The sequence below is a fragment of the Bacillus sp. JJ1532 genome (assembly GCF_036965085.1).
In the GTDB taxonomy this organism is placed as follows: Bacteria; Bacillota; Bacilli; order Bacillales; family Cytobacillaceae; genus Cytobacillus.
Window position 1 is genome coordinate 232662 of record NZ_JBALOW010000045.1, and the last position, 15484, is coordinate 248145.

General features: G+C 38.1%; 18 protein-coding genes. 2 read left to right on the forward strand and 16 right to left on the reverse strand.

Annotated elements, in window-relative coordinates:
- Positions 1–162: 162 nt before the first annotated feature.
- The 8 genes from V7122_RS16535 to accB all read right to left on the reverse strand — a co-directional run bounded on the left by V7122_RS16535 (position 163) and on the right by accB (position 6653).
- Positions 163–1056, reverse strand: coding sequence for a polyprenyl synthetase family protein (locus V7122_RS16535; RefSeq protein WP_438824078.1), 894 nt, complete (start codon positions 1054–1056; stop codon positions 163–165).
- A gap of 2 nt (positions 1057–1058) precedes the next feature.
- Positions 1059–1292 carry an exodeoxyribonuclease VII small subunit gene (locus V7122_RS16540; RefSeq protein WP_066293716.1) on the reverse strand — a complete coding sequence of 78 codons (234 nt, stop codon included), beginning with the start codon at positions 1290–1292 and terminating at the stop codon, positions 1059–1061.
- A gap of 5 nt (positions 1293–1297) precedes the next feature.
- Positions 1298–2638, reverse strand: a complete 1341-nt coding sequence (gene xseA, locus V7122_RS16545) for an exodeoxyribonuclease VII large subunit (RefSeq protein ID WP_335527630.1) — start codon at positions 2636–2638, stop codon at positions 1298–1300.
- A 138-nt stretch (positions 2639–2776) separates the two neighbouring features.
- Complete coding sequence (gene folD / locus V7122_RS16550) at positions 2777–3646, reverse strand: bifunctional methylenetetrahydrofolate dehydrogenase/methenyltetrahydrofolate cyclohydrolase FolD (RefSeq protein WP_335354276.1); 870 nt, start codon at positions 3644–3646, stop codon at positions 2777–2779.
- A 43-nt stretch (positions 3647–3689) separates the two neighbouring features.
- Complete coding sequence (gene nusB, locus V7122_RS16555; protein ID WP_335354275.1) at positions 3690–4076, reverse strand: transcription antitermination factor NusB; 387 nt, start codon at positions 4074–4076, stop codon at positions 3690–3692.
- A 287-nt stretch (positions 4077–4363) separates the two neighbouring features.
- Positions 4364–4747 carry an Asp23/Gls24 family envelope stress response protein gene (locus tag V7122_RS16560; protein WP_335344137.1) on the reverse strand — a complete coding sequence of 128 codons (384 nt, stop codon included), beginning with the start codon at positions 4745–4747 and terminating at the stop codon, positions 4364–4366.
- A gap of 35 nt (positions 4748–4782) precedes the next feature.
- Positions 4783–6141 carry an acetyl-CoA carboxylase biotin carboxylase subunit gene (gene accC, locus V7122_RS16565; protein ID WP_335354274.1) on the reverse strand — a complete coding sequence of 453 codons (1359 nt, stop codon included), beginning with the start codon at positions 6139–6141 and terminating at the stop codon, positions 4783–4785.
- A 14-nt stretch (positions 6142–6155) separates the two neighbouring features.
- Positions 6156–6653, reverse strand: coding sequence for an acetyl-CoA carboxylase biotin carboxyl carrier protein (accB, locus tag V7122_RS16570; RefSeq protein WP_335354273.1), 498 nt, complete (start codon positions 6651–6653; stop codon positions 6156–6158).
- Between the two features lie 1181 nt (positions 6654–7834).
- Here accB and V7122_RS25795 point away from each other — a divergent pair.
- The gene (locus tag V7122_RS25795; protein WP_438824792.1) at positions 7835–8434 is read left to right on the forward strand and encodes a methyl-accepting chemotaxis protein; all 600 of its coding nucleotides are present in this window, start codon (positions 7835–7837) and stop codon (positions 8432–8434) included.
- A gap of 44 nt (positions 8435–8478) precedes the next feature.
- On the opposite strand, the gene V7122_RS16580 is transcribed toward V7122_RS25795, so the two are convergent.
- Genes V7122_RS16580 through spoIIIAA form a run of 8 tightly spaced genes read right to left on the reverse strand, consistent with a single transcriptional unit; the run spans position 8479 to position 13681 of the window.
- Positions 8479–9024, reverse strand: coding sequence for a SpoIIIAH-like family protein (locus V7122_RS16580; RefSeq protein WP_335527635.1), 546 nt, complete (start codon positions 9022–9024; stop codon positions 8479–8481).
- On the reverse strand, positions 9024–9695 hold the full coding sequence (gene spoIIIAG, locus V7122_RS16585; RefSeq protein WP_335354270.1) for a stage III sporulation protein AG: 672 nt from the start codon (positions 9693–9695) through the stop codon (positions 9024–9026). The genes V7122_RS16580 and spoIIIAG overlap by 1 nt, the downstream gene beginning before the upstream one ends.
- Positions 9688–10317: a stage III sporulation protein AF gene (gene spoIIIAF / locus V7122_RS16590; RefSeq protein ID WP_335487144.1), complete on the reverse strand. Its 630-nt coding sequence runs from the start codon at positions 10315–10317 to the stop codon at positions 9688–9690. Before spoIIIAF ends, spoIIIAG begins: the two co-directional genes overlap by 8 nt.
- Positions 10318–10329: 12 nt before the next feature.
- Positions 10330–11529 carry a stage III sporulation protein AE gene (spoIIIAE, locus tag V7122_RS16595; protein ID WP_335354268.1) on the reverse strand — a complete coding sequence of 400 codons (1200 nt, stop codon included), beginning with the start codon at positions 11527–11529 and terminating at the stop codon, positions 10330–10332.
- A 38-nt stretch (positions 11530–11567) separates the two neighbouring features.
- A complete protein-coding gene (gene spoIIIAD / locus V7122_RS16600; protein ID WP_335344107.1) occupies positions 11568–11948 on the reverse strand; it encodes a stage III sporulation protein AD in 381 nt (126 codons plus the stop codon).
- Positions 11949–11971: 23 nt separating this feature from the next.
- Positions 11972–12178, reverse strand: coding sequence for a stage III sporulation protein AC (spoIIIAC, locus tag V7122_RS16605; protein ID WP_009794945.1), 207 nt, complete (start codon positions 12176–12178; stop codon positions 11972–11974).
- A gap of 60 nt (positions 12179–12238) precedes the next feature.
- On the reverse strand, positions 12239–12754 hold the full coding sequence (spoIIIAB, locus tag V7122_RS16610; protein WP_335354267.1) for a stage III sporulation protein SpoIIIAB: 516 nt from the start codon (positions 12752–12754) through the stop codon (positions 12239–12241).
- Complete coding sequence (spoIIIAA, locus tag V7122_RS16615) at positions 12755–13681, reverse strand: stage III sporulation protein AA (protein ID WP_335354266.1); 927 nt, start codon at positions 13679–13681, stop codon at positions 12755–12757. It abuts the gene before it with no gap.
- A gap of 392 nt (positions 13682–14073) precedes the next feature.
- On the opposite strand from spoIIIAA, the gene V7122_RS16620 reads away from it, so the two are divergent.
- The gene (locus tag V7122_RS16620; RefSeq protein WP_335527637.1) at positions 14074–15471 is read left to right on the forward strand and encodes an alkaline phosphatase; all 1398 of its coding nucleotides are present in this window, start codon (positions 14074–14076) and stop codon (positions 15469–15471) included.
- Positions 15472–15484 lie beyond the last annotated feature (13 nt).

Genomic DNA, 15484 nt, shown 5'->3' on the forward strand with positions numbered 1-15484 from the left:
AGAGGATCACTCGCTTTCATTTCTTTATCATGCACATATCTCTTAGATGTTCATAAAACTTAACCTTATATATGGTTTATTATAACAGTATGAATGAAATCCTCAAGGTAGTGTAGTAATTTGCCAATTAGAGATATTGCCTAATGCTTTATCATATAGTGTTTAATGATTTCGCGTTTCTATTAGTTCAGTAATTTCCTCAAGCAGCTTTGTATTCAGACCTGTTACTGAAAGCTTGGACTTTGCTTGCTGGATATGATGGTGCAGAGCTTCTTTTGCGCCATCCAATGTAAGCAATGATGGATAGGTACTCTTATGTTTAGAAGCATCACTGCCAACAGGCTTTCCAATTACTTCTTCCGTTCCTTCTAGATCAAGGATGTCGTCACGTATTTGAAAGGCGATTCCAAGATGGTAAGCAAACTCAGCAAGTGTTTTCAATGTTTCCTTGTCTGCCCCTGCAAGAATAGCACCTGCCACTACACTGTATTGCAACAGTTTACCCGTTTTGTGAACATGAATATACTCTAATTCATTTAAGTTTAAGGCCTTGTCCTCTCCGCTTATATCAGCAACTTGTCCGCCGACCATTCCTTCAGCTCCAGCTGCTATTGACATTTCTCTAATGAGATTAAGCTTCGTTTCTGCATCCGTAAATTCTGAAGGGGTTTCAGTAATTAATTGGAAGCTGTATGTTAATAAGGCATCACCTGCCAAAATCGCAAAAGCATCACCAAACACCTTGTGATTTGTTGGCTTTCCCCGCCTTAAATCATCATTATCCATGCTCGGAAGATCATCATGAATGAGCGAGTACGTATGAATCATTTCTATTGCTGCAGCAGTTTGAAGACCTTTTCGTGTGTCTTCTCCAAATGCTTCGAGAGTAGCGAATAATAGAAGCGGTCTTATTCGCTTCCCTCCGGCTTCTAATGAATAAAGCATCGATTCTTTTATAACGGAAGGTGCATTCAGTTTGCTGACACTTTCCTTAAACATATTTTCTAACAAGATTTTTTGATTTTTTGCAAATAAAGAAAAGGATGACTGCTGCAAAATTACTCCTCCTCGGAGATGACGAAATTTTCTTTTCGGCCATCCTCTGTCAAAATTTGAGTGAGCTGTGATTCTACACTTTTCAGCTTATCATGACAAAGCTTAGATAGCTCCATACCTTGCTTATAAATATTGATGGCCTCTTCAAGAGGGACGTCCCCTTCTTCCAGCTTTTCTACAATCACTTCTAATTTCTCCATAGCCTCTTCAAATGTTAATTTTTGTTCTGAAGACAACGTATTCACTCCTCTATTTCCGTAACAAGGCAATTAATGATTCCATCAGGTACCTTTATTTTTACTTGGTCATTTTCCTTAATTTGTTTAACGGATTTAATTAAGTTTTCTTGCTTTGTATATACAAGACTATAGCCTCTATCCATAATTTTTAATGGACTTAATGCTTCTAAAGTAGCAATTTTATGTGAAAAGTCTTTTTCTTTAGCGGCTAAAATATTGAGCATGACTTTGTTTAGCTGTTTTTGCATTTTTTCCTGTTGTTCTTTAGAGGCTAGTATTAAATCGTTCAAAGGCTTTCGCTGTATTCGTTTCTGCATTTTCTGCCATTCGTCAATTTTTTGATCAAAAATCTTTTTAGAACCTTTCTCTAGCTGCTCTGCTAATCTGTCTACCTGCTCAAGCTTTTGTTCATACAATTTCTGCGGGTAACGAAAAGCATATGATTTTTGAATTCTTGAAAGTCTCTCGCTTTTTAGTGTCATATGTTCCTTAAGTGCCCTTAGTAAGCGCGACTCTCGATTTAGAACTCTTTCTGTCAAATCCTCAATATGGGGGACGGCCATTTCAGCAGCACCTGTTGGCGTAGGAGCACGTAAATCAGCTACAAAATCAGCAATAGTAAAATCAGTTTCATGACCAACAGCCGAAATGATGGGAATTTGCGAATGAAAAATGGCTTTTGCCACCTCTTCCTCATTAAAAGCCCAAAGCTCTTCAATCGAACCCCCGCCACGCCCAATAATAAGCACATCTGCCTCATTTAATTGATTGGCAAATTGTATTTGCTTCACAATAGATGGTGCAGCCTGTAAACCTTGTACAAGTGCAGGGAATATTAAGATATTTACCACTGGATAACGCCTCTTAATCGTGGTCAAAATATCACGGATTGCAGCTCCAGTTGGGGAAGTAATAATACCGACTGTCTTTGGAAATTTCGGGATAGGCTTTTTATTTTGAGGTGAAAAAATTCCTTCCTTGTCAAGCCGTTCTTTTAACTGTTCAAAAGCTAAATATAAATCGCCAACTCCGTCAGGATGCATTTCTTTAATATAGATTTGATACTGACCACTTGGCTCATAAACGGTGAGATCGCCTCTAATAAGAACCTTCATCCCATTTTCAGGCGAAAATTTCATTCCCCGATTATTGCTTGAAAACATGACAGCAAGAACGCGGGCTTTCTCATCCTTTAATGTAAAATACATATGTCCGCTGGAATGCTGTTTATAATTCGAGATTTCCCCTTTTACAAGGACATTCTGCAAATGCGGATCAGCATCAAATTTTCTTTTTATATATTTAGTAAGAGCATTCACCGATAAATAGCGTTGGTCTTTCATAATAGTCTCCTTTAGAGTTGTTACCACAACAAAACTGCCCTTTCATTATAGATTTAGTTTCTCAAACCGTCACGTAAAAAGCGTGCAGTGTAAGAGGACTAAAGCATCATTTGAAAAGGGCAGAAGCTAGACAATTTATTAATTTTTACTTTGCAATTTTTGCTGAATGGACTTAGCGGCCTTTAATGTATTGGACATAAGCATCGTAATCGTCATTGGACCTACACCGCCTGGTACAGGTGTAATATAGCTTGCTACTTCTTTCACTTCATCGAAGTCCACGTCTCCGCACAGCTTACCTTCATTATTACGGTTAATTCCAACATCAATAACGATCGCACCTTCTTTCACATGCTCCTTCGTTATGAAATTCACCTTCCCAACAGCTGCCACAAGAATATCTGCTTGTCTAGTAAATTCTTTCAAATCTGTTGTTTTGGAATGACAATATGTAACCGTTGCATGTTTATTTAGGAACAGCTGGCCTGCCGGTTTTCCCACAATATTACTGCGACCAACGACAACTACATGCTTGCCCGAAATATCTGCATTAATAAAATCAAGCATTTCCATTACACCATATGGGGTACATGGTAGAAACGCATCCTGGCCTGTCATCATTCTTCCAATATTAACAGGGTGAAAACCGTCAACATCTTTATCTGGAGAAATTGTTTCAATTACTTTCACTTCATCAATATGTTTAGGCAAAGGCAATTGGACTAGAATCCCATGAATATTTGGGTTCTCATTAAGTTCTATTACTTTCCCAAGGACCTCTTCTTCACTTACCCCTTCAGGCAGCTCAATTAACTCAGAATGCATTCCAAGATCCTTACACGTTTTCTCTTTACTCGTGACATATGTTCTGGATGCTGGATTATTGCCGACTAAAATCACCGCAAGTCCCGGAGTAATGCCTTCATTTTTTAATTTTTCTACTTCTTCAGCAATAAAGGATTTTTTTTGTCTAGCTATTTCTTTTCCATCAATCAAATTCACAGTCATGTCATCTTCCCCCTAATCATTAATAAAGGAACCTGCTGAATCATCAAAGCTGCTGTTTAATCTTGGAAAGAACTCCATTTATAAACTTGCTCGACTGGTCATCCCCATATAATTTTGCAATTTCAATTCCCTCGTCAATAACGACATTTTGTGGTGTATCTGTGCAAAATAATAGCTCATAAACGGATAGTCTTAAAAGATTTCGATCTACAGTTCCCAATCTTTCTAATGTCCAATTTTCTAAATTTTTCTTAATTGTTTCATCAATTGTTACTTTGTTTTCTACAACTCCATTGACAAGCTGATTGAGAAATTCATTGCTTGGTGAATCCTCTAAAACGTGTTCAATGGCTAAGGCTGGATCTACTTCGCTTACATCAATTTGAAAAATGGCTTGTAATGCTTTTTCTCTTGCTGTTCTTCGTTTCATCTATTATTAACTCCTTTAACAGGGAAAGATTCAGTTAACGCTCAATTTTCTTATACTTACATGGGCTATTATCATTTATGCCATTTACTTCTCTAAAAAATACATTTTAAATCATAGCACAAGTATGTCCAATAAGCACTGAGTAAGAAAAAATTTTTCCCCCGTTAAGCCAATACCTATACCCACCATTACTCTAGCAGAAAACAGAATAAATTTAAACTATGTAAAGAAGATTCAAGTAAAAAAGCCAAAGACAAATTTGGCGTCTTTGGCCTTTTCATATTCAATTACATTTCCTGCTCATATTCCACTGCTTGTTTTTGATTTTCAAAAACGATTCCAACAACATGGACATTTACTTCTTGTGCTTCTAGTGCAGTCATATTCAATAATGCCTGCCGAATATTGTCTTGAATTTTCTGGGCAACATTTGGAATAGAGATGCCGAATACCATAGAACAATATACATCTACCTTAATACCGTCCTCAGAAAGCTCAACCTTTACACCTTTGCCATGATTTTTCTTTCCTAATCGTTCTACAACGCCTGTAGCGAAGTTGCCGCGCATTTGCGCCACTCCTTCTACTTCTGACGCAGCGATACCAGCAATGACTTCAATTACTTCCGGAGCAATTTCAATTTTGCCTAATCCACTATTCTCATGACTCATTTCCAGAATATTCTCGTTCACCTCAGCACCTCCAATTAGTCTTCTTTCTGCATAACATTATACATTTCTAAGAATTTAGTGTTAAATTGACCATCCACAAATTTTTCATGACTAAGAAGCTTTAAATGGAACGGAATAGTCGTGTGCACACCTTCAATAACAAATTCGCTTAACGCTCTTTTCATTCGGGCAATGGCTTCGTCCCTTGTTGCCCCATAGGTGATTACCTTTGCAATCATAGAGTCATAATAAGGAGGAATCATATACCCCGGATATGCAGCGGAATCAACACGAACTCCTAAACCGCCTGGAGGAAGATACATATTAATTCTCCCTGCTGATGGCATAAAGTTCTTCTCTGGATTTTCAGCATTAATTCGGCATTCAATTGACCACCCGCTAAAAGTAACATCTTGTTGCGTAAAATTCAGCTTTTCACCTGACGCAACTTTAATCTGTTCCTTAATCAAGTCAACCCCAGTTACCATTTCAGTAACTGGATGCTCAACCTGAATCCGAGTATTCATTTCCATAAAGTAAAATTTACGATTTCGGTAATCATAAATAAATTCTATCGTGCCAGCGCCTGTATAATCAACTGCTTTTGCTGCTTTTACTGCAGCATTTCCCATTTCTTCACGTGTTTCCCCATCTAATGCTGGGGAAGGTGTTTCTTCTAATAGCTTTTGCAGTCGTCTTTGAATCGAGCAATCTCTTTCTCCAAGATGAACTGTATTTCCGAATGTATCAGCTAGAACTTGAATTTCAACATGGCGGAAATCCTCAATGTACTTCTCTAAATACACGCCTGGATTGCCGAAAGCCGTTAAAGCTTCCTGCTGGGTTATAGTAATTCCTTTTACAAGCTCTTGCTCATTACGGGCTACACGTATTCCTTTTCCGCCGCCGCCTGCTGTTGCTTTAATAATAACCGGATATTCAATCTTGTTAGCAAGCTCTCTAGCTTCCTCAATATCCTTAATAATTCCATTCGAACCTGGGACAATTGGAACACCTGCTTCCTTCATTGTCTCTCTTGCAATATCCTTCGTTCCCATTTTCGTAATGGCCTCAGGCGTTGGACCTACGAAAATAATATTGCATTCACGGCATAGCTCAGCAAAATCTGCGTTTTCCGCTAGGAAACCATACCCTGGATGAATTGCATCACAATCTGTTAACTTTGCGACACTAATGATATTGGTGAAATTTAAATAGCTATCTTTAGACGCTGTCGGCCCAATGCAATAGGCTTCATCAGCAAGCTGGACATGAAGCGCATCCTTGTCAGCCTCAGAAAAAACGGCGACCGTTTCAATCTCCATTTCGCGGCATGCACGAATGATTCGAACAGCGATTTCTCCTCTGTTTGCAATTAGCAGTTTTTTAATCATCCTGTTACCGCTCCTTATTCTGCTTTTACTAAAAATAATGGCTGGCCGTATTCTACTAATTGGCCATCTTTCACTAGAACTTCAACAATTTCCCCATTGACTTCAGCTTCGATTTCATTGAATAGCTTCATTGCTTCTACGATACAAACAATCGAGTCACTAGAAACCTTAGAACCCGCCTTTACATATGGATCTGAATCTGGTGATGAGGATTGATAGAATGTTCCAACCATTGGAGAAACAATTTTATGTAGGTTCTTCGTATTAGCCTCTGCTTCCTTAAAAGGTTCTTGAACAGCAGTTTCAACTGGAACCTGTTGAACAGCAGCAGTTTGTACTGGCTGTGGAACTTGAACTTCCTGAACTGCAATCTTCGCTGGCTGAACAACAACTGCTTCAGCCGTATTCTTTTTCATTTTTATTTTCGATCCTTCATGCTCATATACAAATTCATCAATATTTGACTGATCGACAAGCTTAATAAGCTCACGAATTTCTTGTACTTTTAACATATTGGGCACCCCTTGTTTTCACTTGAGTTCATATATTCCTGGCTAATTCACCTGATGAATAATGAACCCGTAGAATAATTTATGACTAACTACTAATATCATACGATAAAATCTTATTCAAATTCAATAATGTATTACGACTATGAATAATAATTATGCCCAATTACCCTTTTCTCAACGAATTTTTTCCACATTTTCTAGCGATATGTTAAAAATTCGTGAATTTCCTCAGAGGAATTTCAAATAAAATAGCGAAATAATAATTCAAATGAACTAGGAATAGAGGGGTAGATTAGAAAATGAGTTCGATACATGAGATAAAAAGAGAAGATTTGATTCGAAAAAATTCCTTAATTATCAAAGCAGCCTTAGTATGTGTCGTTCTTGCTGCCATTGTCGATATTGTGATGAAGAAGGATTTGGCAGTCATTCTTTCCATTATTATTGCAGGTGGAGCAGGAGTCGGAATCGTTTCTATCATGCATTATTTTAAAAAAGGAATATCCCTCATTCCATATTTAGCTATTCTAATAGTTTCAATCGTAATATTTGTCATAATGGAAAATAGTGTATCCCCGACAGCCTATTTTTTAATTTATTTAGTTGTTGCCACGGCCGCTATTTATATGCAGCGAACTATCCTTTTGCTTGCTTTTGTTCTAGGCTTGGCGGTGATAACGGTTTTCACTTTTTTACATCACGGTCAACTGCTACTTGAAATGAAAAATTATGTAACCATTTATTTACTCTATTTTCTTGTAACTATTCTGCTTTTTTTCCAACTAACCTTATCTAATAAACTATCGGAACATATAGTTTCGGCACAAATTGAGACCCAATTATTATTAGAAAATAATTTTAAAATAAAAAAGACAGTTCAAAACAGTTCAACAGACCTCTTTTCCATGATTGAAAATGTGAAACAAATGAGTCGGGAAAATTATGAGGCAGCAGTAGAGATGAGCCATTCTATTGCAGAAATTTCCTCTGGCATTCAATTCCAAACTGATACTGTCCTTGACATTACCCATTCTCTTGAGCGTGCTAATGGTCTAACAGATCGTGCAAGTATGCTTATAGAAAAACTCCATAATGATTCTATTGAAGCTGAGCAGATCACAGAAAAGGGACGTTCTCTCGTTCATCATCTAAGAAAAGATTTAGAGCACTCCTATAATGAGATGCATAAAGTGTATAATGAAATTTCTTCACTAGCAAACCTTGTGAATGAAACTTCCCATTTTTCAGCCAGCATTCGTGCAATAGCAGAGCAAACGAATCTATTGGCACTCAATGCATCGATAGAAGCTGCAAGGGCTGGGGAAAGTGGAAAGGGCTTCGCTGTCGTAGCTGAGGAAGTAAGGAAACTAGCAGATATAACTGGAAAAACAGCAAAACAAATAACAGACAATCTTAATAGAATTATGATGAATACAGATGAAGCGAAAAATAATGTTCAATTAGCAGGAAATAAAGTCAGCAGTAATCTTACACTTTCAGATGAAACACATGTCGCATTTCTAGATGTATATCAAAAGTTTAGTCATCTAAAAGATGATATTTCAAATTATGATTCCCTTACGAAAGATATTAATGAATCTTCTAAGTCCATCAGTAAGTCTGTTAACGAATTTAGTTCTGTGATTGAACAAACTTGTTCAGCTTTACAAGAGCTTTCCGCAACAGTCGGTTTACAGACACAACACCATGAGCATTTGGTTCATGCTGCAGCAAATGCAAATAAATCAATGGAAGAGTTAATTAAGCTACAGGAAAAATAGCGGCGCCCCATGGGTTCCGCTATTTTTGAATCTATCAAATTTATTTACTTTGGAGCTTTAAACTCAACTGTAACTGCTTGAAGACCGCCAATTTCGTTATTTACTTCACGAATAATGTCGTTTGCAGCTGAACGGGAAAGTTCTTTCGCTTTTACAGTCACACGGACATTTTTCCCCTCTGCACGCACTAGTACATCTTCGTAATCCATTGAGCGAATTAACATTTCAAGCATTTCTTCTTTTTTAGCAAGGGCATCCAGCTGGTCAATCTGATCTTTTGCGGCGCTGATTTCCTCAGCAGGAAGCTGGGTATTGGCCATCTTAGCTGATAACTCTTCAATCATTTTACTGCGCTCATCATTAAGCTTTAGGCGTAAAGCTTCAAACATTTCATCACCAGATGCATAGGTAATGACTTCGCTATCGTCTAAATTCTCTGTTGCTGCTGGTTCATTTGACTGCTCAGCTTTTTCAGGCGAATTGGCCAAATTCTGACCATTTTGCTCAGGTGAGGTAATATAATACACCGACAAGACTACGACTAAGCTCAGCATCGTTAATAACCAGACTGTTTGTTTTTTTAATAACATCATGAATCCCCCTTAGTTTTTTTTGGCATTACCGCAACCCTGTGGCTAGGTACATCCAAGACACGCGTTACTGCTTCTATAATCCATTTTTTTACTTGTATATTATCAGCCCCTTTTGCAACGACCAGAACCCCTCTAATTTTAGGTTTCTTTGTTTCTATTACAATTGGAACCTCTTCTTCTCCTCTTCTTGTAATGACTAGCTGCTCTTCATTTGAAATATCCTCGACATTTCTCTTTCCGCCTTCACGATCGGTTTCGTCTGTAACTTGAGTCTTGCTAGTTCTGTTCTTCTCGAGGATCTTCGCTTCAGTCGCATCAACGTTAACAACTACTGTCGCATCCTCTACACCAATGATGGCATCGAGTGCTTCCTTCAACTGGGCTTCATATGCCCTTTCATAAGCAGCAATCGTGTCATTGCCTGCCTTCTTCTTTTGGCCAAATGCTGGTACATCCTCTTCCTCATTCGCTTCCTGCTGATTATTCATGACAGGTATGTTTGCATTTGAAGACTTATCATTAAAGAACATATTGCTAATTAGCATAATGGCTGCCCCAAAGAGGAGGACAAGAAGCAAATATTGATACTTCCCAGGCTTTTTATCAGGCTGATCGTCTTTAGAAAGCCATTTTTTCAATAATGTAAAAGGCCCTTTATCTTTATCCATCCTTTTTTAACTTCCCTCCTTCTACCCGAACTTCAATTTTTTCTTCATTCACATTCCATTTTTCCGCTAATAGAGAGGTGATTTTTTCAGTTCCGCTGTTTGGACTGTTCGAAGGAAGAGATTCCCGCGCATTGATTTCGACTTTTTTAACAACTTCAACAGCTTCCTTTTTTTCGTCTTTAGCCTTCAAACGCACTGTTACTTTTTGAAGGTTTTCCGGGAAAGTGTTATCGGCTTTTTCATTAACTTCAACATCAATTCTTGAAATTTCTAATTGATACTGTGCCATCAGCTCCTCTTCCACTAGCTTTTCTAATTGGACAGCCATGTCTTCTAGAATATATGCATCTTGCCAGGCTTGTATTTCTCTTTTCTTCATTTCAATTGAATTTTCTAAGTTTTTTTCTCCCGGACCTTCTATTGCTGGTACAGAAGCAAGCACTTTTTCGAAATCATTTGAAATGAGCTTTAATACTGGTGTTAATATAACGGCAATCAGTAAAAGCCCTGTCACCATTTTTGTATACTTTTGCAGATTTGAATTTGGAAGCAGCATATCGATCACTGTGGCTAATAGGACAAATAAAATAATATTTGTAATCCATTCTTTAATAAAATCCATTTCGCTTACCCCCTACCTGACCATCATCGTCAAGTTTCCAGCTGCAATGATTACAGTGATACTTAAAAAGAACATGAGGGAAACAACAGCTAGTGCAGCAAAAACATAGATGACACTTTTACTAATAATGTCAAGGCAGGAGATAATAGGCCCGCCGCCTAAAGGCTGTAAAATAGCAGCCGCAAATTTATATATAAACGCAATCATGAGAATTTTGATTGCGGGAAATGCCGCAATTAGAATTAGGATGGCTACTCCAGCAATTCCTACTGTATTTTTTAGTAAGACAGAGGCACTAATGACAGTATCTGTAGCATCTGTAAACATTCTGCCGATCACCGGTATGAAATTGCCGGTAATAAATTTAGCCGTCCTAATTGCCACACCATCTGTTACAGCAGCAGAAGCTCCTTGAACCGAAATAACTCCTAAGAATACTGTTAAAAACAGACCAAGCAGGGCAATACTCCAATTTCGCAATAAATTTGCGAGCTGAGTCACCTTGTAGTGATCAGACATGACACTGACAATACTGAGCAATGCCGATAGAAACATTAAAGGCAATACAACATATTGAATTAATAAACCGCTCATATTCATTAAAAATAGAATGACTGGATGGAAAAATGCAGCGGATACAAGCCCCCCTGACGAGGCGATTAAAGCGAGCAATAAAGGAATAAGCGCAAGTATAAAGGAAATCATCGTATCAATTGCTTCCTGAGTATAGCTAATGGCTATATGGAAACTGTTTAATGCCAAGATGATTAGAACCATAAATACGATTGCATAAGCAGCCTTGCTGACTGTGCTCTTTTCAAAGGAGTTTTGCAGAGATTGCAGAAACATACTGAATATTGTTAGTAATATTAGTGATCCTAATAGTTTTCCATTGACAATAAATTCATGGAAGATAAATTTCAAGAACCCTGATGACCAGTCTTTAAAGGAAAATTTCTTCTCTCCTTTTAGAAATTCATATAGACTTCCTTTTTGGCTTTCAGGCAAAAAACCTCCATACTCACTGCTGATTTTTTCCCAAAAGCTTTTTAATTCATCTATATTGAGAGAATCCAACTGAGCATTAACAAGCGCTTGCGGACTTACTGTTTTATTTACTTCTTCTGTTTGCGGAGAGGCTTGTACACTTGGTATTAGTAAAAAGAAGAATAGTAGATTGAGAAATAATATTTTCTGCAGCCGTTGCTCCATCCGTTACACCTCATTTAAGAAAAATGCCGCACATCTATTTAGCTAGGTATCATTTTAATAATCGTTTCAATCATGACAGTTAATATCGGAATTGCCATTGCCAGGATAAGAATTTTTCCCCCTAGTTCAATTTTTGAAGCAATTGCTCCTTGTCCTGCATCCTTCGTAATTTGAGCCGCAAATTCAGCAATATAAGCGATGCCAATAATTTTTAAGATCGTTTCAATATAGATCATGTTCACTTTTGCATTGACTGCAATTCTTTCAATCATGTGAATAATGGCATAAATTTGATCGACTAAAAAAAGAAAAATCGCACAGCCAACAAATACAATGAGCAAAAAAGCAAAGTTTGGCTTTTGTTCCTTTACAATTAATGCAAGAAAGGTTGCTACAAGTGCGACTCCGACTATTTGCATAATTTCAATGGCAAAGACCTCCCTTAGCCCTGAAATAAAAACACCGATTTAATTTTCTGAAATAGGTCATCTACAATGGAGGCAACCATGAACAAAATATAAATAAATCCAAACAGTGTCACCCACTGGGCATATTCCTTTTTTCCAACTTGATCGAGAATGGTATGCAGAAAAGCGACAACAATTCCGACACCCGCAATTTTGAAAATAATATCAACCTCAAGGCCCATCCTTTTCCCTCCTATGAAAATCAAGCAGCATGCTTCGCTCCAAGTAAGTGTTTCCGTCATTTACATTAATAAAATGATTAATAACAATCCTGATAGAAATCCTAGACTTTTCACCATCTTTTCATATTTGGCTTGTTTGTCGTAGGCATCGTTCTCTTCTCGTTCTAAGTGAGATAATGTCAGCATGATTTGCTTTTGCTGCGACTTTCGATCATGGCGGCCTAATGTTTCTCCAAATTGTTTCATTATTTCAAACTCGCCTTGTTTCAAAGCGGTCATCTTCCAAATTTCCTTTAGGCTTTGCTCCCATGCATCCCTTACCGTTGTTTCAGTATTTGTTAGTTTTATTGCGAAATTTTCAAAGAACCAGGATAATGGCTTTGCCGATTGAACCGAGAGCCTCCTTGCCGCTTCATGCAATGGAGTATGCCCATACATAATTTCAGCTTCTAATGACTGTAAGGCTGATTTCAACTGCCTAAGCTGGCGAGGCCGTTCATGCAGATGCCTAGATGCTTCAAAACCAGCCCATGTCGTGGCAACGATAATAAAGACGGCACCAATTAATTTCATCATTTAGGTCACTCTCACTTCATTTATAATCCCTTTTCCATTCCCATCCCTTAAGCCAGCTACAGTTCCAGGGCCATTTTTCCTATTTAACTCAATAAACCGCTGAAATATTCCCATTTCTAGGACAGGCTTCATCGTGGGCCTCTTTCGTATTTCTTCTAAGGAGTTTCCGTGTGTTGTCATGATGAGTTTAATTCCTGCATTCACAGCCTCCATGATCGCTTCTGCATCTTCTTTTCTCCCGATTTCATCAACAATGAGTACTTCAGGACTCATTGAACGAATCATCATCATCATGCCCTCCACTTTTGGGCAAGCATCCAAAACGTCAATTCGCGGACCGAATGTCATTTGAGGAATGCCATTCACGCTTCCTGCAATTTCAGATCGCTCATCAATAATTCCAACCTTGTAGGCTGCAAACCGATTATTTTTGTCGCCGCTTGAAATGATTCTTGCAATATCACGAAGCAATGTTGTTTTTCCCGTTTGCGGCGGTCCAATGATCATCGTATGAAGCCAAGAGCCATTTTCTAGCAAGTTCGTAATCAATTTATCTGCTATCCCAATTTGTTCTCTGGCAATACGGATATTAAAGGAAGAAATATCTCTTATAGCCTTTACACTTCCATTCTCTAGGATGACTTTTCCTGCTAAACCGACACGATGTCCGCCCTCAATCGTGATATAACCCCTGCGTAATTCTTCCTCAAGGGTATAAATAGAAAAATGGCTAATCTTGTTTAACAAATTCAGAGCATCCTCTTGCTTTACAACATAGGGTAGAAATTGTGGTTTTCCTTTAATCGTTAATTCAAGCGGGCGATTAATTCGTACACGTATCTCTTCCAATTCATTTAATTGTGGAGGGGAAATATGCATCATTTTTTCTGAAATATTTTTCGGTAAAAAAGCTAGAATCGTTTCCAATGCGTTGATCCTCCTATATGGCTTTTCCTAGTCGGGTGCTCTCCACTTTTCCTGTCTAGCTTCGAGCACCATCGGCTCGAAGTCATAAGCCAATCCATCAAGAAGGTTAAAGGACAACCTTCTCGCTGGCTTGTCTTATGCTTGAGGCCCGCAGGATACGGGTCATGCAGACGTTGCCACAGGACGTGGCGTTTTTAGTCTGTGTTCCTACTTAGCGGGTGCTCTCCGCTTTTCTATTTGGACTAGCATGTTTCTATTTAAAATGTATGCCTGCGTTGAAACATTATGACTTTGATTTAATGTGTTGTACTTTATTTAATCTTTTTATCTGAGTATTAAGTGCTGATTTCACAAAAAATAAAAGAAATGATCCAAAAGGAGACAAAAGAATAATGAGAAAAAATATATTTAGCCTTTTTCTAACTATTATCGTGATCGGACTGAGTTTTCACTCTAATAGTTATGCAGGAAGAAGTGAGCATCCTATAGTCAGGGAAATAGATTCCGCCCCCAAAAATGTCATTTTCTTAATTGGGGATGGGATGGGGATAGGGCAAATTGAGGTTGCCAGACAAATGGAATATGGGAAAGAGGGTCGGCTTTTTCTTGAATCCCTTCCATTTGTTTCTCTTGTCCATACGTCTTCATATAATAATGCCGTTACTGATTCGGCTGCCGGGGGAACCGCTTTAGCTATTGGGAAAAAGACAAATAATGGAATGATCGGTGTAACAGCAAATGGGCATGAATCTGACAGTATTCTTGATGTATTTAAGAATCATGGAAAGAAAACAGGTGTGATCTCTACTAATACAGTTACAGATGCAACACCAGCAGCGTTTACTGCCAGTGTCAAAAACCGTTGGACTGGCCAAGATGAGATTGCTCACCAGCAGCTTAAAAATGAAGTAGATGTTTTGTTAGGTGGAGGGGCTGATTTCTTTCGGGCAGACCACCAAAATGGAAGGGATTTGATAAAAGAGGCTATTCATGAAGGGTATACTTTTGTTTCTAATCGTGATGAATTATTAGCAGCGAAAGGCATGAGAATGCTTGGTTTATTCAATCCTTCTTATATGAGTTTTAAATTAGATCGAAAATTTTTAACCAGCCAAGAACCAAGCTTAAAAGAAATGACTGAAAAAGCGATTGAATTTTTAGCTAAAGAAGAAAAGGGTTTTTTTCTAATGTCTGAAGGAGCACGCATTGATCATGCCTCACATGCAGCAGATTTAACAAGTGTCTGGAAGGAAGTCATTGAATTTGACGATGCTGTGAAATATGCCGTGAATTGGGCAAGAAAGGAAGGAAACACACTCGTCCTCGTTGTTGCTGACCATGAAACAATGGGAATTTCTGCGACAGAACCGCTAAACATTGAAGGGCTTAAAGAAGTGAAGGCCACACCTGAATATATGGTTAGTAAGTTTATCAGAAAAACTAATTCATTGGAGTTTGAACCGAATAGTGTTCAAAACACGGTAAAAAAATATGCAAATATCGAATTAACTGCTAATGAAATTACTCAGTTGAATGATAGGGTAAGGAATGTACAAGGAGTTGTTTACCCTCAGCATCAGGCAGCTTGGGTATTAGGAAGTATAATAGCTAAACATTACCATGCGGGAATCGTTGACTCATCCATACGGTCCATAAGTTCCACAGGAGGTCATACCGCCAATCCAGTCCCGCTATTTGCATTTGGAAAGGGTGCAGAGGTTTTTAATGGTGTGCTAGATAATACGGATATCCCTAAGAAAATTGCTGAATTAATGGGATATGAATGGTGAGTAAAAAATATTG